Origin of the sequence: Agarivorans albus, from assembly GCF_019670105.1 — a bacterium.
GTDB classification, from domain to species: Bacteria; Pseudomonadota; Gammaproteobacteria; order Enterobacterales; family Celerinatantimonadaceae; genus Agarivorans; species Agarivorans albus.
The window spans coordinates 1,953,868-1,973,168 of sequence record NZ_AP023032.1; the positions used below are offsets into that span (position 1 = coordinate 1,953,868).

Annotated in this window: 14 protein-coding genes; 7 read left to right on the forward strand and 7 right to left on the reverse strand. The window is 42.9% G+C overall.

All coding sequences use genetic code 11. The features are described 5' to 3' along the window. Positions 1-16 precede the first annotated feature (16 nt). The 4 genes from K5620_RS08975 (at position 17) to K5620_RS08990 (ending at position 7,084) form a co-directional block, all read left to right on the forward strand. On the forward strand, positions 17-3,217 hold the full coding sequence (locus tag K5620_RS08975; RefSeq protein ID WP_016403987.1) for an FG-GAP-like repeat-containing protein: 3,201 nt from the start codon (positions 17-19) through the stop codon (positions 3,215-3,217). Between the two features lie 375 nt (positions 3,218-3,592). Further along, positions 3,593-5,230 carry a putative bifunctional diguanylate cyclase/phosphodiesterase gene (locus K5620_RS08980; RefSeq protein WP_016403986.1) on the forward strand — a complete coding sequence of 546 codons (1,638 nt, stop codon included), beginning with the start codon at positions 3,593-3,595 and terminating at the stop codon, positions 5,228-5,230. A gap of 124 nt (positions 5,231-5,354) precedes the next feature. Continuing rightward, positions 5,355-6,494, forward strand: coding sequence for a GNAT family N-acetyltransferase (locus K5620_RS08985; RefSeq protein WP_016403985.1), 1,140 nt, complete (start codon positions 5,355-5,357; stop codon positions 6,492-6,494). Positions 6,495-6,511: 17 nt separating this feature from the next. After that, entirely contained in the window at positions 6,512-7,084 is a 573-nt protein-coding gene (locus K5620_RS08990) for a DUF6151 family protein (protein ID WP_016403984.1), read from the forward strand. Positions 7,085-7,155: 71 nt separating this feature from the next. Here K5620_RS08990 and K5620_RS08995 read toward each other — a convergent pair whose 3' ends face one another. Then, positions 7,156-8,379, reverse strand: a complete 1,224-nt coding sequence (locus K5620_RS08995) for a DEAD/DEAH box helicase (RefSeq protein WP_016403983.1) — start codon at positions 8,377-8,379, stop codon at positions 7,156-7,158. Between the two features lie 157 nt (positions 8,380-8,536). Between K5620_RS08995 and K5620_RS09000 the strand changes: the two genes are divergently transcribed. Further along, entirely contained in the window at positions 8,537-8,782 is a 246-nt protein-coding gene (locus K5620_RS09000; RefSeq protein ID WP_040307707.1) for a Rho-binding antiterminator, read from the forward strand. A gap of 73 nt (positions 8,783-8,855) precedes the next feature. On the opposite strand, the gene K5620_RS09005 is transcribed toward K5620_RS09000, so the two are convergent. The 3 genes from K5620_RS09005 to leuC all read right to left on the reverse strand — a co-directional run bounded on the left by K5620_RS09005 (position 8,856) and on the right by leuC (position 12,522). After that, positions 8,856-10,358, reverse strand: coding sequence for an alpha-isopropylmalate synthase regulatory domain-containing protein (locus K5620_RS09005; protein WP_246612320.1), 1,503 nt, complete (start codon positions 10,356-10,358; stop codon positions 8,856-8,858). Positions 10,359-10,452: 94 nt separating this feature from the next. Further along, entirely contained in the window at positions 10,453-11,070 is a 618-nt protein-coding gene (leuD, locus tag K5620_RS09010; protein ID WP_016403980.1) for a 3-isopropylmalate dehydratase small subunit, read from the reverse strand. Positions 11,071-11,118: 48 nt separating this feature from the next. Then, entirely contained in the window at positions 11,119-12,522 is a 1,404-nt protein-coding gene (leuC, locus tag K5620_RS09015; protein WP_040307706.1) for a 3-isopropylmalate dehydratase large subunit, read from the reverse strand. A 386-nt stretch (positions 12,523-12,908) separates the two neighbouring features. On the opposite strand from leuC, the gene K5620_RS09020 reads away from it, so the two are divergent. After that, positions 12,909-15,050, forward strand: coding sequence for an alpha-amylase (locus tag K5620_RS09020; protein ID WP_016403978.1), 2,142 nt, complete (start codon positions 12,909-12,911; stop codon positions 15,048-15,050). 68 nt (positions 15,051-15,118) lie between these two features. Here the strand turns inward: K5620_RS09020 and K5620_RS09025 are convergent, their stop codons facing one another. After that, on the reverse strand, positions 15,119-15,907 hold the full coding sequence (locus K5620_RS09025) for a PEP-CTERM sorting domain-containing protein (protein WP_221077472.1): 789 nt from the start codon (positions 15,905-15,907) through the stop codon (positions 15,119-15,121). Between the two features lie 356 nt (positions 15,908-16,263). Between K5620_RS09025 and K5620_RS09030 the strand changes: the two genes are divergently transcribed. Beyond that, a complete protein-coding gene (locus K5620_RS09030; RefSeq protein WP_016404077.1) occupies positions 16,264-16,698 on the forward strand; it encodes a DUF4174 domain-containing protein in 435 nt (144 codons plus the stop codon). A 64-nt stretch (positions 16,699-16,762) separates the two neighbouring features. Here the strand turns inward: K5620_RS09030 and K5620_RS09035 are convergent, their stop codons facing one another. After that, entirely contained in the window at positions 16,763-17,518 is a 756-nt protein-coding gene (locus tag K5620_RS09035) for an oligogalacturonate-specific porin KdgM family protein (RefSeq protein ID WP_016404078.1), read from the reverse strand. Between the two features lie 68 nt (positions 17,519-17,586). Further along, a complete protein-coding gene (locus K5620_RS09040; RefSeq protein ID WP_221077473.1) occupies positions 17,587-18,837 on the reverse strand; it encodes an alginate lyase family protein in 1,251 nt (416 codons plus the stop codon). Positions 18,838-19,301 lie beyond the last annotated feature (464 nt).

Consider the following 19,301-nt stretch of genomic DNA (forward strand, 5'->3'; position numbering starts at 1 on the left):
ATAAAAAGGATTTAATATGCCCCACATGGTTGAACGCTTTAATAAGCGTCTTTGTTTGACCTTGCTAGCCGCCTCTTTAACTACATTATACGGATGTGGTAGCAGCTCTGACGATGGTACTCCCCCCCCAGTAGATGACAGTTTTACAGTTGGTATTTTTGAGCCAGTTACCTTAGAGAAAAATTTTAGTGGTGATTCGTTACAACGAATTGACTTTGAAGTTTCTATCGACAGTGACTTTGCTAATTTATCGCTATACATCGATGACAAGCTTGCAATAGACAATATTGATATTCCTGCCTCTGGTATCAATACTATTAACGCATTAGTGGATATTGGTGAGGTGGGGCAAAAAAGTATTAAGTTAATGGCCCGTGGTGGTGATATCACTGTTAATAAAATGGAATTTAGTGAACGCCCCGATTTATTACTGCCTAAGTTTGTTGATATTGCCGAAGAGGTGGGGATCACAGACCAACTAAATCTACCTAAATATGGTGGGCCAACCGTTGCCGATATTAACAATAATGGTTACTACGATCTTATTCTTAATAACCATAACTGGCGTCCAACCAACCAGCTTTATTGGAATAACCAAGACGGCACGTTTACTTTAAACACTGGTGACTGGGATGGTTCTTTATCATGGGGTGACATGCATGGTACCGCTGTAGCTGATTATGACAAATCGGGTGATTTAGGCATTATCGTAACGCGAGGTGGCGGCAACGGAACAACACCTTCATACCCAGACTTTTTCGTTAACGAGGACACTACACTAACAGAGTCTTACCAAGAGGTAGGCATCACTGAAAGTGCCCGTGGCCGAGGTGCTCGTTTCATCGATATGAATGGCAATGGTTTCCTTGACCTAGTATTCATTAATGCTGAAGGCATTAACGGTGACAGTGGAGCACAGCATTTATTTTACAAAAACAACCTAGACGGAACCTTTAGTCGAATTGATGTACCAGGCATCGAAAAAGCCAATACTGAACGGGTGTTAGTGTTGGACTACGATGGTGATGGTGTAGATGACTTATTATTCCTCACTCCGATGACCTTGTGGAAAAATAATGGCGATTTCACGTTTACTGACGTAACCGATACAGCTTTACCTGAGAATGTACGCCAAACATGGCAAGTTCAAGCGGCCGCTGATGTGGATGTGACAGGAAATGGTTTTGCAGATATCTACTTATCAAAAGGCCTTCCGCATTACCAACTTTCAAATCGTTCCTTAGACTTTAACCCGAGCTCACAAACACTTGATCTTAACGATGATGGTAATCAGGGGCGCAGAACCATGCAGCTCACGGTGGAAGATTCGTTTACACTAAAAAACCTTCACCTCACTTATCGTCAATATGACGGTGGTTTCCCGATAATGCTGGGCGAGAACAAAGTTGCCCATGAAGTGGTTAAAGTTGAGGATTACTACACGCTTCCTGAAGACTTAACTATTGCTCAAGAAGCAGCAATGGGGTGGCCAGAAAATCGCGAAGAAAATGGCATTTACATCGGCTACGTTGGTGACAACCAGTGGAATGTGGAATGGGTTAAAAATGACAACGTGTTTTGGCAGGTAGCGTTCTCACTCGATAACATTCAAAATGTGAATACTGCATGGGAGCCTCAGAACCGAAATCAGCAAGATATACTGTTGGTTAACAAAGGCGGAGTATTTGTTGATGAAACCAGCGAATGGAATCTTCCTCCAGGTGGTAATCACTGGGGCGTTACTTACGGAGACTTTAACAACAACGGTTACAATGACATCTTTGTTCATCGCTATGGTTTCTTAAAGGAACGTGTTACCGATTATCTATTGCTAAATACCGGTGAAGGTAAGTTTGAATTAACTCAAATGCATGGCGCTCATGATCCAAAAGACCCTGGTCATGGTGACATGGGACAAGCCTTTGCTCTTACTCGTGATGGTAAAGTTGACTTACTTAATGGCAGTGAAGACGGCATTTGGTATCTCTACAAAAACCAAACAGAGATTACCGACAGTCATAGTTTAGTGCATGTTGGTTATAGCCCAGTGCATAATGTCGACCCAATGTCGGCAGTTATTAAAGTGTCAGTTGAAGGTAAGTCTTATACAAGACGTGTAGGCTCTTCAGGTGAAAACTTCTCACAAAGTTTACTGAACACAGTACATTTTGGTTTAGGTAAATCTACAGCTATCGAACAAGTCCAGATTACGTGGCGTAATGGTGAGACAGTTTATTTAAATGCTCCAGCCATTAATGAACGAATCACCAGTGATGATGCTGAAATGCCAGCGCCAACTGACATCGATTTAGGGCGCGAAGAGCGTAAACTGCGCCCTGGTGATAGCTACCAGATCACGCCAAGTTTTACGCCGGTTAATGCGATTAATGGCGTGACTTACACGTCAAGCGCTCCAGATCTAGTGTCAGTTAGTGACACTGGCTTAGTCACAGCAATAGAGCTAGGCGAGGCAACAATCACTGTACAATCCACTGCTGCCGAAAGTGTCTCTGCTTCATTGCTGGTGAAGTCAGGCGAGTTTGACCCTATCTATGCAACAGGCATTAGCATCGACTGGGAAGAACAAGCTGTTTACATTGGTCAAAACTACCAATTAACCGCGCAGCTTACTTCCAGTGAACCTGGAGAACTACCTGATGATCCTTCAATTCTATGGTCTTCATCTGATGTGAGTGTTGCAACCGTATCAACCAGTGGTCAAGTTAACCCTATTGCTGCGGGTAATGTTGTGATTACTGCAACTGCTGTAGGTTCTGAAGTAGCTGATCAAGTAAAAGATACCGTTTCATTGGATGTAGAGGCATTTGTAGAAGCGAGTGTTGTATTTGATGACAACAGTAAATATCTCGGACCAGAGCTATGTACAAATCAACCCCTTGATGTGGTAGCAAATTATCATGCTGGCTCGGGGTCAGAAGTTAACAGCAATGGTTTAACCTTCCGCTTAAGACACATGGATGCTGGTTGGGGGCTTGTTAATGATTACATCATTGAACATCCTGAATCGGCTAACAGTGAATCAGGTACGGCAACTGCTGAGTTTGACCTAAGTGATCCTTTAGTTATCCCAACTGCAGATCTTCCAGACGGGCACTTCCACTTCCTATTTGTTGAATTTATTACTGACGAAGGTAAGAAATTCGAGAGGGGTATCGGTTGGGCACCTGGCGATATTAAAATCGTAGACTGTATTTAAGTTTACTTTGCAAGAGCCGACTTATCGGCTCTTGCTTTCTGTTGTTATCCTACCATTGAGCTTAGCGAGCTTGCGCTTATCATTCTAACAAGACTTATGTTCTGGACCGCGCTAGGGCAACCAACTTGTGTTGTAATCAGTTTACTCTTTCAAATCGAAAAATACTTTTTGGCTCAGCGGCAGAGTTTTGATTGGCATGTCAAATAATGCTCTGTTTTTTATCATTTTTATTTAATGTTATTGCTCAATAGCTATTGTAAGGAAGTTCGCAAAGCAATAGACTAAATTTCATAAAATATGATGGTAATACAACCTTGATACTGGTGACTCAACGACAATAACCAGCGCAAAGGCTTTAAACTCCAGGGATTGGGTTTGATTAGCAAAGCAAAACGTTCTAACAAGTGTATCGTTGCAGAATCTCTTGCGGCGTTATTGGCTACCTTATTATTGGGATTTGTTCTCGCTCATCTCGAAGCGTTTGAAACCCTATATTCCTTTTCTCGCAACCATGAAAGTTGGGAACTGGACGAAATCATCTTAATGGTGTTGTTATCTCCTATTTTTTTGTTGTGGCTTGCGGTACGCAGATGGGCCGAAGCTCAATACGAAGCAAAAATAAGAGAAGAGCGCGAATCTCAGTTGGCTTACCAAGCGACTCACGACCCGCTCACCGGCTTAGCTAACCGAATATCTTTGGAAGACCGCTTAAGCCAAGCAGTGGCACGCTGCAATCGAAACAACTCTCGTATCGCTGTATTGATGATAGATCTTGATGATTTTAAAAAGGTAAATGACTATTTAGGGCATGATGCGGGAGACCGTTTATTGCGGGAAATTGCCCAAAAAATCGCCTCAGGTATTCGAGCCGAAGATACCATCGCGCGGTTTGGTGGAGATGAGTTGGTTGCGGTACTAAATTGCGACAAAGGCCAATCAGCATGCTTGTTATCTGTAGAGCGCATCATAAAGGCCTGCAATTTTACCACTGTTATCGATGGCCTAAAGATTGAAACTTCGGCCAGTATTGGGGTGACATTCTATCCGGAACAGGATCAAGAAAGCTTGGCTCCGGAGCAATTAATCCGCCAAGCTGATCAAGCCTTATACCGCGCAAAACTGGCTGGTAAAAATCGTTATGAGCTATTTGATGGAGAAAGCGCTCGAACGATCAAGTCTCTATTTGCTCAACGCGAAGAGTTTAAAGCAGCCTTGGCAAATCAAGAGTTGCAACTCTACTATCAAGCTCAAGTGAATACCAAAACCGGACAAGTGATTGGTGCTGAAGCGCTATTGCGCTGGCTGCATCCTAACTTGGGAATACGTTCCCCTGTGAGTTTTTTGCAGGCCATTGAAGATCACCCGCTTATTATTGACTTAGGCGAGTGGGTAATAAACCAAGCTTTGGCTCAACTAGAGCGTTGGCAACAACAAGGCGTGCATCTTAAAGTAAGTGTCAATATATCTGCTTTTCATATCCAACAAGATAATTTTGCTGAACGCTTAGATCACCTTTCTAAGCAATACCCAACGGTAAAGCCTGGTTGCTTAGAGCTAGAGATTACCGAGACTGGAGTATTAGATGACTTTGCTCAAGTCGCAAAAGTGATGGCACAATGCCAAGGCCTAGGTTTTAGCTTTGCCTTGGATGATTTTGGAACTGGTTATGCGTCTTTAAGCTATTTGCAAAGCTTGCCTGCCGAACTCATCAAAATTGATAGAAGTTTTGTTCGTGATGTACTGGACGACCCTAAGGATCTCCGGATGATAAAAGGCATTATAAGTTTGGCAAAAGTATTTTCATTGCCGGTTATTGCAGAGGGAGTTGAAAGCAAAGCACAACAAGATAAATTGTTGAGCTTAGGCTGTGAACTTGCCCAAGGGTATTTTTATGCAAAGGCCTTACCCGAGCGCGAGTTTCTTGAATGGCTCAGCAAAAGGCAAAGAGGTGTAGCTAGCAACCAAGCTTTGCCATCGATGCCTTGCTCCAGCGCCGGTGATTTAGCTACTTAAGGTGTATTTATATTAAGTTGCAAAGAGCATGTTGTGTAAAAGCGGCCAACAGAGCCAATAAATAGTATTGTTATGCGTCGCTTTGTTGTAATTTGGTTGTATCAATGTAACGAAATGTGATTTTGTGACTACCAGTAAAAACGCGTTAACTAACAATTTCAGTTATTTATTGCACTCTAATATTAACCATAGTGAAATTACGCTTAATGCTAGCTCACCATTTCACAACCCATTGTTCTTGCAAGCTTTAGAGCAACAAGCATGTGTGGGCGCTAATAGCGGCTGGCAGCCTCATCATATAGAGTTACCCGATCATCAATTATTGTTTCCCAGCTATTTAAAGTCACATAGCTATGGTGAGTATGTGTTTGATTGGGCCTGGGCCGATGCTTATCAGCGTTACGGTTTACAGTACTACCCCAAGCTTGTAACCATGCAGCCTTTTACGCCTATCGGCGGGCAGAAGCACTTTGGTAATGCCCTCACTGATAGCGCCGTTTCTCAACTGACCGATAGTGTGGTAGATATTTGCCAACAACAGAGCTTAAGTTCTTGGCACTGCAATTTTATTGAGCAGTCTTTTGCCGAGCAATTGCAAAGCAATGGCATGATGACGCGTCACGGGGTGCAGTTTGAATGGCATAATCAAGGCTATGCTAGCTTTGAAGATTATGTATCACGTTTTACCTCTCGCAAAAGAAAAACCACTAACAAAGAGCGCAGAGTAGCGATATCCAGCGTGGACGAGATAGTTTGGCGAACGGGCGAAGATATCGACTATCAAGCCTTAGAGGCATTTTATCTTTGTTATCAAACTACCTATATGAAGCGTGGACAAAAAGGCTATTTGTCGTTTGGATTTTTTCAGCAACTCGCTAAGCAAATGGGCGATAACATGCTGCTGGTGACAGCAGAAAAAGACCAGAAAATTGTGGCTAGTGCTTTGTTCTTTTTCAATCAAGATAACTTATATGGCCGCTACTGGGGGTGTTTGCAAGAGCTAGATATGCTGCACTTTGAGTTGTGCTTTTATCAAGGTATTGAGTTTGCGATTGCCAAGGGAATGCAGCGGTTTAACCCGGGAACTCAAGGTGAGCATAAGCTTTACCGAGGCTTCGAACCGGTGACTACGTATTCTTCTCACTATGTTGCTCGTAGTGACTTTTCCGCTGCAATAAAAGATTTTTGCCTCGAAGAACAGCGTCAAATTGCGCAATATGCCGAACAGTGTAAGAAACTGCTTCCTTATAAAATACAAGCCTGAGTAAAATGGAGTTAGTCATGGATGTCGATTTACAGTGCCGTTGTGGGAAAATAAAAGGGCAGATAAAGCAAGTAAGCCCAAGCGCTGTTAAGCAGCTAGCCTGTTACTGTGAAGATTGCCGCAAGTTCGCTCTACATTTGCAGAGTGAGGGAGGCTCAATAAACCAATATGGTGGCTCCGAGCTATATTTAGCGGCGCCCGCTAAGGTTGAAATAGTTGAGGGCAAACAGCAATTAGCCTGTTTGCGACTAACGCGCAAAGGCATTTATCGCTGGTATAGCCAATGTTGTAATACACCTATTGCTAATACCGTGGGCATTAAACTGCCCTTAGTAACGGTTTATCAAGATTTTGTGGCTGCAGAGCAAACTAGCGCTTTACAAAGTCAAGTTGAAGACTTGGGAGCCGTAAATGAAGATGAAGCCTTAAAGCCACTACCCAAGGCACTGTTGGGAGCATCCCCACGGATAACCAAATTTAAACTGATTGTTAAATTACTAAGCTGGAAACTGACCGGAAAAGGAAAACCCAATCCTTTCTTTGAAAACTCAGGCAGGGCAAAAGTAAAACCCTTGATACTTAAAAGCTAGTTTCCAAAGTTAACTCGCTTCTTCTAAAGCTGATTTAATTAGCCCTCTCGAGCAGTGAAGGCTGTTACACATTATTTGCTCGTCTTTTTCGAGTTCTTGTAATGCCCATTACCCTTTTTAGATTTAGGTTTATAGTTGAGAATTGAAATGGGCACTTCCTTCTTTGGCTCAAATCCTTCTACTTCTTTGCGCTCAATAAGGTGGCCAATTCGGCTTTCTATTGCACATAGGTTTCTAAAGTCATCTTTTGATACAAAGGATATCGCCTCGCCGCTTGCGCCTGCGCGGCCGGTTCGACCAATGCGGTGCACATAGTCATCGGCTTGGTCGGGTAAATCGTAGTTAACCACTCGATTTAATTCTTCAATATCAATACCGCGAGCGGCAATACCGGTGGCTACTACAAACTTTACCTCACCGGCTTTGAAGCTTTCTAACAACTTAGTTCTCGACGCTTGGCTACGACCGCTGTGAAAGGCTTCTGCAGCTATTCCGCGTTTTTCCAATTGGCTAACTAATTTGGCCGAGCCATGTTTGGTTTGAATAAAAATAAGCGCTTGCTGCCAATCATTTTTGTTAATCATGTGACTAAGTAATGATGACTTTTTGTCTTTGTCTACGGTGACTAGCCATTGATCAATATCGGGCGCGTTGTTGGCATCGTGGGTAAGCGATATTTCAACCGCATCACCAATCGTGGTCTTAGCAAGTTGTTTAACTTGTTTAGATAGTGTGGCCGAAAATAATAGGCTTTGACGCTGCTCAGGTAGGCGATCAACGATTTTGTTTATGTCGTCGATAAAGCCCATATCTAACATGCGGTCAGCTTCGTCGAGCACTAAGGTATCTAGCTGGTCAAAGTGCACCGCACGTTGATACATCATGTCCAACAATCTACCGGGAGTTGCCACCAAAATATCTACACCGTAAATTAGGGCCTGTTTTTGCGGTTCTGAGTCTACTCCGCCAACCATTGCTAAAGAGCTTATTTCAAGGTGTTTTGCATAGTCCTTTATACTTTGCTCAACTTGCTGAGCTAGCTCTCTAGTAGGGGCTAATATTAAAGCGCGTACTCTTTTACCGCGCAGTGCTTCGGTTTGCTGGGAAATACTTTGTAAAATGGGTAAGACAAAACCGGCAGTTTTACCTGTGCCTGTTTGTGCAGCTGCAATAAGGTTCTTGCCTTTTAATACCAATGGAATGGCTTTAGCCTGAATAGGAGTAGGCTGTTGGTAGTTTTGTTCTTGTATGGCTTGAATAAGCGTTGTGCTTAAACCAAGTTTTGTAAAAGGCATTGGAGTACTCTGCTAAATAAGCGGCAACAGCTAGTATAGTATCTAGCCTGTAAGGTAACGAGCGCGGAGTGTAGCACCTTATTTACTTGCAAGCTTGGGAATTAATAGCTTTCTTCGCTGGTCTATAGTTGGCGACATATAGTGGAGTGGGGTGATTATGATTTCTTGCAACGAATATGATTATATTGAAATAGCCTGCATGTTTCGCTACTCCGTTAGGCTGCAATTGAGAGACGATACCGTGCTTGAAGGCATAGCAGTTGATACCTTTACTAATCAACAGAAACAAGAATGTATCAAGTTACAACAGGAAGAAGGTGAATGCCTTGTACTGCTTGATAGCCTTAAGCAGTTAAAAGTATTAAGTGACAACCCGCGTTTTACTCTAGTGGACTTTGCTTGAGGTTTTGTATCGTTGGCTTTAACTAAAAAAGGCGAGCCATGCTCGCCTTTTTTAGTTTACGCTTGCGCTAGAGTTACTGGCGCTGATGTAAACGCACATTCAGCATGCGTAAGGTAGCTTGAATACCAGCAAATACCTGGTTGGAGTTAACCCCACGGGTATGAAATTGCTTAGCATCATCGGCCCATTGAATCACACATTCGGTAAGTGCATTTGCTTGACCACCTGGTGGGATTCGAACTTCGTAATCGATCAGTTCTGGCATGGTTAGCTTGGAATCACTTAAAGGATGGTCGAGTGCTTTCATGAAGGCATCAAAACCACCGTTACCGTGTCCTGAGCTCTTATAAACCTTATCACCAATGCGCAGGCGAATGTTGGCGGAAGACTCTAAATCCAAACCACTGGTTATTGAGCAATTAAGTAACTCAATATGGGCGAAGTCATTGCTCTCCATGATATCGGCGATAATGAACGGTAAATCGTTAGGTGTGATAGTGGCTTTTTGATCGCCTAACTTAACGATTTTGTCGAGCAGCTTTTTCTGATTCTCTGGAGATATTTCTATCTCCATCGCTTCTAGGTTTTTAATAATTGAGGCTTTACCTGCCATTTTACCTAAGGCATAACTGCGTTCACGGCCAAAGCGCTCAGGGCTTAGCTCGGTAATGTATAAACCACCTTTATGGTCACCATCGGCATGAATACCTGCGGTTTGAGTAAATACGTCTGCACCAACAATCGGGGTATTAGCGGCTAGTCGTTTACCGGAAAAGCTTTCAACTAGCTTGGCAATATTGTGGATTTCTTTTTCATCGATGTTTAGCTGAAGACCGAGCTTATCTTTAAGTACTACTGACACTTCGGCTAACGAAGCATTACCAGCGCGTTCACCCAAACAGTTCATGGTGCAATGCAGCGCAGCTACACCGGCTTCTGCCGCTGCCATGCTATTGGCTGTGGCTAAACCATAATCGTTATGCGGGTGAAAGTTAAACTTAATACTTGGGAAGCGCTCAATCATGTCAGTTAAGCTATCAAACACTTCTTTTGGTGCCATTACCCCTAAGGTATCTGGCAACATAAAGTGTTCTATACCTAAGTCTTTAAGTGCGTCGACCAGCTGGTATACGTAGTCTGGGCTATCGGCATAGCCGTTTGACCAGTCTTCCAAATAGACGTTTACGCTTAAGCCTTGGGCTTGGGCATAACTCACCGTTTGTTTAATGTCGGCGATATGCTGCTCTATGGTTTTACCTAGCTGATTAGTACAGTGGTTTAAGCTGCCTTTGGTCAGCAGGTTAATGATTCTAGCGCCCGATTCTACAATCCAATCAACGCTTTTGGTGTGATCAACAAAACCAAGAATTTCGATTTGATGCAGGTGTCCCGCGTTTCTAGCCCAGTCGGTAAGCTGTTGTACCGCAGATTTTTCGCCGTCTGAAACACGTGCAGAGGCTACTTCGATACGATCAACTTTTAAGGATTGGAGTAGGGCTTTACCTACACTGACTTTTTCTTGGGGGAAGTAAGACACACCTTGGGTTTGTTCGCCATCGCGAAGGGTAGTGTCCATGAGTTGTATTGAGCGGTTTTGCTCCATAAACCATGTCTCGCAGTAAAGAAGTTAGCTAAAGAGTAGGCGCTACCTTAGTAGCGCCTAGCTGCAACTATGCGCTTGGCCACAACCAAGGTAGTTGTTGTTTGTGTTTGGCTTCAAATTCAGAGATCTTGTCTTCAAATTTTAAAGTCCAGCCAATGTCGTCAAGGCCTTTAGATAAAGTTTCTTTACGGAATGGGTCTACATCAAACGCTACTTCTTTACCGGCTGGAGTTTGAATTACTTGATTCTCTAAATCGATAGTAATTGAAATACCAGGTGCGGCTTCTACTTCATCCATTAATGCTTGTAATGTTTCTGCATCAACAATGATTGGCAAGATGCCATTTTTAAAGCAGTTGCTGAAGAAAATGTCAGCGTAGCTAGTTGAAATAATTGTATTAAAACCGTAATCGGCGATTGACCAAGGTGCGTGCTCACGTGAGCTACCACAGCCAAAGTTGTCACCAGCGATTAGGATTTTAGAACCCTTAAACTCAGGGCGGTTTAATTCAAACTCTGGGTTGTCAGAGCCATCTTCTAGGTAGCGCCAATCGTGAAAAAGGTGAACACCAAAACCGGTACGTTCTACTTTTTTCAAAAACTGCTTAGCAATGATTTGGTCGGTATCTACGTTACTACGATTCATTACCGCAGCAACTGAGCTGTGTTTTTTATATGGTTGCATAATAAACTCCAAAAATTTCACTCACATTGATTAATCAACGTGTTTACATTATTTCCAATTACGTAAATCGACGAACTTACCTTCAACGGCCGCTGCTGCTGCCATCGCTGGTGATACAAGGTGGGTACGACCCCCTTTGCCTTGTCGTCCTTCGAAGTTTCGGTTTGAAGTTGATGCACAACGCTGCTCAGGTTGAAGGTAATCACCGTTCATCGCTAAACACATTGAACAACCCGGCTCACGCCATTCCCAGCCAGCTTCGATAAGCACTTTATCAATGCCTTCTTTTTCAGCTTGCTCTTTTACTGGGTAAGAACCCGGTACAGCGATAGCTTGAACACCAGGTGCTACTTTTTTGCCCTTAGACACTTCAGCAATAGCGCGGAAGTCTTCAATACGGCCATTGGTACATGAACCAACAAATACCACGTCTACTGGGAAGTCGGTCATTTTCTTACCTGCTTCTAGACCCATGTAGTTTAGGGCGCTTTTAGCAGCTAATGATTTAATTGAGTCTTCAATCTTGGCTGGGTCAGGAATAGGCTGGTCTACAGGCAGTACTTGCTCTGGTGAAGTGCCCCAAGTTACTTGAGGTGCAATGTCTGCTGCGTCTAACTCAACTACAGCGTCGTACTCAGCGCCTTCGTCGGTGGTTAGAGACTTCCAGTATTCTAAAGCTTGTTCCCAATGTTCGCCTTTAGGTGCAAACTCTTTGCCTTCTAAGAAATCGAAGGTTTTTTGGTCTGGTGCAATAAGACCAGCACGCGCACCGCCTTCAATCGCCATGTTACATACGGTCATTCGACCTTCCATGCTTAAGGCTTCAATTGCACTACCGGCAAATTCAATTACGTAACCAGTACCGCCAGCAGTACCGATTTTACCAATGATGGCTAGTACAATGTCTTTAGCAGTTGCAAACTGAGTTAGCTCGCCGTCTACTTTAACCAACATGGTTTTAGATTTTTTCTGTTGGATGGTCTGAGTTGCCATAATATGTTCAACTTCAGAGGTACCAATACCAAACGCAAGGGCACCAAATGCACCGTGTGTAGCAGTGTGGCTATCACCACAACAAACCACCATACCCGGGTGAACAAAACCATGCTCAGGTACAACAATGTGAATTACACCGTTATTGGCATTGTTCATATCGTATAAGTTGATGCTGTTGTCGGCACAGTTTTGCGCCATAACTTCAATTTGTTTTTTGCCGATTGGGTCTGGCAAAGAAGCGCGGTCGGCGGCTTTAGTAGGAACACAGTGGTCCATAGTGGCCAAAATGCTGTGTGGATTGCGAACCGGGCGGTTAGCCATACGCAGACCTTCAAAGGCTTGCGGGCTTGTTACTTCGTGCATGAGGTGACGGTCAACAAAAAGGATAGATGCGCTACCTTTTGGTTCGTGGACTACATGCGCGTCCCAGATCTTTTCGTACATTGTTTTTTTCATGGCTTCCTTTACACCCTGTCTGTTGCTCTCACTCGCGCTATTCTTATTTATTTAGTCAAGCTTTAAGCGAATACTACTAACTTAAACTGTTTCTTTTATCTGTCTGCTAATTGTGTTTCTTAAGCGAATTATTCTGCAAAAATAACCACAATAAAGACCCGACATCATAAAACAACATCACAGGTGCAGCAAGGGGCACGCGCCAATGAATGTGTATATGACGGCGAACGTGCTGTTTTGCCAAATGAAAGCGCTGTCAGTCATAAAATTCGCAAATAATCATGCTTTGTTAGTGAAAACTTAAGTAGCTTTTGTTTTCATCACTTCAAATAGTTGAACGAGGTGTTTGCGCGCAGTTTGCGATAGGTAAATACCATGGAGGTTGAATGAAAGGTTTTAAACTAGGTTTATTGAGTGCGGCTCTTGTTATGGCGGGTGGTTCGGCGAACTTGTCGGCAGCGATGATCAAAACGCCTCTTTACATGAATTATGCCGATAGCGGTGTAAATGTTGAGCAGCGCTTAAAATTTGCAGGAAAAAGTAAATATAAAATTACTGTTCCACTAGAGAAGGGGACTTATAAAGTTCAGATCTCTGACGAAGGCTTGCAGTGTGGCTTGCGTTTTGGTCCAGCAGAAGAAAGTAAACTTCGTTTTTCAAAACCTCACGACTTGAGTAATTGTGCTGAAGAACGGTATTACGAGTTGAAAATATTGTTTGCGGGTAACTACGAGTTAATTTTAGATAACTCAGACGCCGACAAACCTACCTTACAAGTTTCACGTAAAGCACAAGCTTCAACCTTTAAACGTAAACCGCCAGCGGTTGATTGTATTGCTTGGGATGGGCAGCCGGTAACGGTTGACGTAAGCTCCACCTTTAAAAATGGTCAAACTGTTAAAGACTTTTATTCTGGCCAAACCCAGAAAGTGGCTAATGGTAAAGTTACCATGCAGCCAGACCCTGCTAGCGGCGGAATCTTGTTGCTGGAAGCTGCAGATGCCAAAGCCAGTGAGTTTTCATGGGATAACGCGAGCGTTTACTTCATAATGACTGACCGTTTTAATAATGGTGACACCAGTAATGATTACCCGCTGAATCGTAAAGCAGATGGTAAACAGGAAATTGGTACCTTCCAAGGTGGTGACTTTAGCGGTATTACCGCTAAATTGGATTACATCAAAGACTTAGGCATGAATGCCATTTGGGTTACGCCTATTGTTGAGCAAATTCATGGTTTCGTGGGCGGCGGCGATAAAGGCAGCTTCCCATTTTATGGTTACCATGGCTACTGGGCTTTAGATTTTACTAAAATCGATCCAAACCTAGGCAGTGAAGAAGATTTTGGTCGCTTTGTTGACGAAGCACATAAACGCGGCATTCGAGTGCTGGTTGACGTGGTAGTTAACCACGTGGGTTATCCGACCATGGATGACATGCAAACCTTCGGCATTAACGCGATGGCTCCTGGTGCTCCTGTTCCAGAAAAGTGGACCGATTGGCAGCCTGATTTTGATAAAGGGCATAACTGGCACCGCTATAACAACTTTATTCGTTGGAGCTCTAGCGAGTGGGTAGATAACTGGTGGGGACCTGATTGGGTTCGCAGTGGCATGGCTGGTTACACCGCACCTGGTGGTGATGATATCACCATGAACCTAGCAGGTTTACCTGACTTATTGACTGAGAGCACTAAACACGTAGGTTTGCCGCCGATTCTTAAAAACAAAAAAGATACCAAAGCAGTTGAGCGTGAAGGCTACACTGTGCTGGATTACTTAGTTGAATGGCATACTAATTGGGTACGCGATTACGGTATTGATGGCTTTAGGGCCGATACTGTTAAACACGTAGAGCCTGAAGTGTGGGCTAAGTTGAAAGATGCAGCTACTGACGCTTTAGCAGAATGGAAGAGTAAAAACCCAGAGAAAGCCATTGACGACAAACCATTTTGGATGGTGGGTGAAGTATGGCACCACGGTGCTTACCGTGACTTTTACTTCGACAACGGTATGGATAGCCTAATTAACTTTGAATATGCAGGCGATAGTGCAGCACTTAAAGGATCGCAGTGTTTGGCGCAAAACGAAAAAATGTATGCAAGCTACGCCAAAGACATAAACAGCGACCCAACCTTTAACTTGCTTACTTACATTAGTTCGCACGATACCAAGTTGTTCTACTCAAACTATGAAGACTTACCGCTGCAAGCGGGTGCCGGTACCGCATTACTTATGATGCCTGGTGGCGTGCAATTGTATTATGGTGATGAGAGTGGCAGACCGCGTGGGCCACAATCGGATGCCTTTGACTCTCCAACTCGTTCGTTTATGAACTGGGAGCAAATTGCTAAAGAAGCAGATCGCCAAGCGCTAGTAAAACACTGGCAAACAGTAGGTCAGTTCCGCGACCGCCATGTTGCCATTGGTGCAGGTGAACATAACAAGATAAGCGATCAACCTTACGCCTTTAGTCGCACCAAAGGTGACGACAAAGTGGTTGTGGTATTTGCTGGCATCAAGCAATAACAACAAGAAATAAGCGGTAATAGCAAAGCGACAGTGTAAATCTATGCTGTCGCTTTTTTTTATTTGCTTTAAACCTGGCTGCGCTTGATCTTTAGCGCGACTAAGCCCAATAGCACCAGCCAAATGCTGCTTGGTTCAGGTACTTGGCTAGCTAGTAGACTTTCTCCGTTAACGATGATCTCCCTAAAGGCGAATGCCTCAGTCCCACCATTTTGATTTGCGTTAAAGTACAAGCTAAGTATTGAACCACTGCCTATTAGGCTCTGGCTAAGTTGCTGGAATTGGTTGTTTAGCACCTGACCGTTTATAGATAGAGGGTCGTTTAGTAGGTATTGGTTCCCGTTGGCCATGGTGTAGCTCTGGTTGGCTTGTTCACCAACAGCGCTAGCAAACAATATCTGAATGGGGGAAGCATCAATTGCATAGCTAAAGCTAAAGTGATCAAATGTTTCAAAATCACCCATAGCAGCCATGGAAATAGAAATTGAACTTAAGGAAAAACCACTAATATCAAACTGCCAAGTTGCTTGCGCGTCACCACTTGGGTTGTTTGGATTTAGCGTATCATTTACGCCAAAGAAGCTGTCTTGGTCAGTTTGTGAATCAACAATACCAAGGCTATCACTTGGGTTACTTAAGCTTGAATCAACCAAGCTATTTGGAATGCTGGCACTTGAAACTGCTTGGTATTTATCAAATCCGTCTTGGTCACTAACAAATTGTTGGCTAAATGGGTTTTGATAATCGACTACATTAAGGCTACTGCTGCTTAGCATGTCGTAGGCGATGATAGTTGCTTGAACAGGCGCGGTGAGTAACAACAAGCTTACAGAGAGTATATTTCTAGTGATTAGCATTAGGCATTCCTTTGTAAAGTTAACATCCTGTAAATCAATAATTGCGCCAAGATGTAAAAGTTATAAAAATCAGTACTTAAGAAAGCATGGCCTGGTGAATCAAGGAATTATGTAAACATTAATGACACTTTTGTTACCAACTGTAGTGTGCTGAACTTATTATATTAATTAATGTTTTTGTAAATAAACTCCCTTGTAGCTTGAGTGGATGGTTTTTCATTTTGATATTAGTCACTTACAAAGCCTCAGTTATTGCTGTAAAAAATCCTGACCAGCAGACTTTTTATTAAGTGGGGATAAATTGAACTTTATCCCCTAAGACTTCGTTCTAATTAGCAGAGAACGGGGGAATTGTTATGAAACAAGTAATCGCAGCTATGTTGTTATCCATTAGTGGCGTTGCTATGTCTTATCCTTTAGACAGCGACTATTGGGCACACCGAAGTGTGTTGTTTTTTGCGCCACAACAAGACCACGCAGTTGAACAATTTTTGGCAGATGAAATGCGTTACCGTTGCCAGATCCAAGAACGAGATCTTGTTGTTGTAGTGATGACACCGCAACAAGCTTTAGGCAAAACTGGCCCAGTAGCAAGCCATGGGGTCTCTTATTTACGCGACAAATATAAGGTAGAAGATAACAAGCACATAGCAGTGTTAATTGGTAAAGATGGCCACGAAAAACACCGCTGGGGCGCGACTACCAATTGGCAGGAAGTATTTGAAATTATTGATGCAATGCCGATGCGCAAACAAGAAATGCTAAATAATACTAGTGTGTGCTCTGCATAAAAAAAGAACCAAGCAGAAAACCTGCTTGGCTTTAAAGAAGGAAAGCTAAATATTTACGAAATGCTTAAAATTTGTATTTAACACCAACACGGGTTTTAAGTTGGCGTTGGTCAGTTTTAGAGCTAACGCTTGAGTTCCAAAACTCTACGTATGGACGCCATTTTTCAATTTGGTAACCGATGAAGATACCAGCGTCCCAGTTGTCATCACCATTGTTGAATTGTGGATCTTTTGCTTTACCGGCAATTGCGTCCCACTCATAGGTATGACTCTTCCAGTAATTTGCTTCATAGTCCAACTTAAGGTTTGGCATGCTCTTCACTTTATAGCCACCAGTTAAAGTGATTTTAGATTTGTACCAAGTTTCCCCATTTTCCTTTCCATCGGCATATTGGCGAATTTCGTAGCGGTAGCGCAATGCAGTTTTCAAACCGAAATCTGAGGTATAACCTACACGAAACTGCGGTTTATAAGTTACGCGCTCATCGCCAAAGGTAATTGGCATACCAGGTTGGACATACCACTTTTTGTTCAACTTGTGTTTGTAGCTTAGGTCAAACTCTGAGTCACCACGTTGTAAGTTTTCTAGAAAACCGCCGTATTCGCCGTCTTCATTCTTACCACTAAAGAACTTCATCTCTACGCTGTAGTTCCATTGGCCAGCATCGCTTACTTTAGTTGAATCACCGATTTTAATTCGGTAGGCGTGAGCTTCTGTTTCGTGTTTGTATTCACTACGAAAATCTAATTGACCCGCAGCTACAGGTGCTGCGATTAATAGTGCACCAATTGCAATTGAAAGGCTTTTCATTTTTGTCATGATAAATTCCATTTCCAGTTAAGGCCCTTTAACAGGCCTAGTTTTTATTTAGGGAGTTAGGGTAGTTGTTATTGTTTTCGGTATAACAGTTCTATATCTCGTTCAGCCCAAATTTCGGCGAGATTCTTTTTAACAGTAAACTGAGAAAAATCACCCGATTCTGAGAGAGCCAATAAGGTTTGGTCACTCATGCCTAGGGCCGCTTTACGATAAATTGGCATCATGCGCATTACTCGCGGAGTTTTTTTATGCGGGTAAGGCCAGTCTTCTGCTTTGTCTTGATATTGAGCTAACAGCTCGATACCTTTCTTTAATGAACCCCCTTTAGGAGATTCATAATTCCATAGGTCTATGCCAATTTTTTCGCCCACTTGAGCAACACCAGATAAAGCATCCAAATTAAAGTAGCTGTAATGGTAAGAGCGAGTGCGCGCTAATTCATGTGGTTGAGTACCGTCGGCTCTAAACTGACTGTCTATACGCATCTTGCCTTTCTCTACCGCGTTCATGGCAATTGATTCTTTGCCTAAAAAGTAGGAGATGCCTGCAACTTGCAAGTCATACCAAGAGCCGTGGTTGTTTTCAGCATAGGCTTCGCCTTTCGGGCCACCGCCCAATTCGCTGGTGAGCAGCCAATCTAAGTATTCGCCATACCACTGTTTAATGCCGTTTTCGTCTTCTTCTGTCCAAGCGGGAGACTGAGACACCATCGCAATTGCGTCTAACATTCTGTCTGCAAATGAACGTGAATCAATAATTCCTCCGCGGCGTCCTTCAGCTCGGCCTGGTACACCTTGGGCATAGTTCATGTTTGGGTTCATTCGTGTTTCAGGGTTTAAAAACCAAGTGCGAATGTAATCTATAGCCGTTTCTGCATATTGCTCGTCTTGACTAAAATAGTAGGCTATCGCCAAGGCTCTGACTGAGCGGGTAAACTTACCTAAGCGTTTAGAATCCGTTTCGCTAGTTTTTGATGCTGGATTTACCTTGCCATCAATACGATTCCAAGGAAGGCCATCAGCTTTGTTTTTGTCAGGCCACCAATAAGGACTAATGCTTAAATAGTCGTTTTTGTTACCGCTAGGAGGAGTCATCCCTTTATCGGTCACCGAAAATCGACCTGCTTTGGTGGCGTATTTTGCTTCTTCTAACAAACGCTGATAGCTTTGAGTCATCGTTGCTGGAGCATTCTCAGAATGCAGCAATACTCGGTTGTTTTTTAATACTTCTTCTTTCACAAATACAAATTCGGCTGCAATAGCGCTTGAGCTGGTTGCGATACAAATTGCAAAAGCTAAAGGTTTATAACTTGTCATCATTAGTCCTTAGAGGTGACTTAGCTACTAGTATTAATGTAATACAAATATGCTATTGGGATTTTGGATTTGTATCTGTGAACCCGATCAGATTATTAAATATTTTTGTATGATTAAAAGAAAAAGGTTAAAAACTGTGGGCTAGATGAGGTTTAGCGTAAAGAAATGTGAGCTTAAACAGCTAATCAACCTTGTTTAAGGGAGAATTGAAACAACAAATTGGTGTTAAGCGAAAAGTAGAAGCTTAGCTGAAAAAACACTTTTTCGTAAGATTATAAGTTATTGAATAGTTTATTTATTGGATTGGAATAAGAGTAAAAGCTATTAAAGGCATCGATATAAGTGACTGATTTTCGTAATGCTTATCAAGGCTAAATCTTGATAATGCTTAAAACTAAAAACGGTTTTGTAGGGATTTATTAATAGCGTTGATTAGATAATGACAAACGATTTGTAAGCCTAAAAGT

Bases quoted from the DNA above. Each gene is read 5' to 3' on its own strand.
- K5620_RS08975 (WP_016403987.1), top strand. From the start codon at position 17: ATGCCCCACATGGTTGAACGCTTTAATAAGCGTCTTTGTTTGACCTTG.
- K5620_RS08990 (WP_016403984.1), top strand. From the start codon at position 6,512: ATGGATGTCGATTTACAGTGCCGTTGTGGGAAAATAAAAGGGCAGATA.
- K5620_RS08995 (WP_016403983.1), bottom strand. From the start codon at position 8,379: ATGCCTTTTACAAAACTTGGTTTAAGCACAACGCTTATTCAAGCCATA.
- K5620_RS09000 (WP_040307707.1), top strand. From the start codon at position 8,537: ATGATTTCTTGCAACGAATATGATTATATTGAAATAGCCTGCATGTTT.
- K5620_RS09005 (WP_246612320.1), bottom strand. From the start codon at position 10,358: ATGGACACTACCCTTCGCGATGGCGAACAAACCCAAGGTGTGTCTTAC.
- leuD (WP_016403980.1), bottom strand. From the start codon at position 11,070: ATGCAACCATATAAAAAACACAGCTCAGTTGCTGCGGTAATGAATCGT.
- leuC (WP_040307706.1), bottom strand. From the start codon at position 12,522: ATGAAAAAAACAATGTACGAAAAGATCTGGGACGCGCATGTAGTCCAC.
- K5620_RS09020 (WP_016403978.1), top strand. From the start codon at position 12,909: ATGAAAGGTTTTAAACTAGGTTTATTGAGTGCGGCTCTTGTTATGGCG.
- K5620_RS09025 (WP_221077472.1), bottom strand. From the start codon at position 15,907: ATGCTAATCACTAGAAATATACTCTCTGTAAGCTTGTTGTTACTCACC.
- K5620_RS09030 (WP_016404077.1), top strand. From the start codon at position 16,264: ATGAAACAAGTAATCGCAGCTATGTTGTTATCCATTAGTGGCGTTGCT.
- K5620_RS09035 (WP_016404078.1), bottom strand. From the start codon at position 17,518: ATGACAAAAATGAAAAGCCTTTCAATTGCAATTGGTGCACTATTAATC.
- K5620_RS09040 (WP_221077473.1), bottom strand. From the start codon at position 18,837: ATGATGACAAGTTATAAACCTTTAGCTTTTGCAATTTGTATCGCAACC.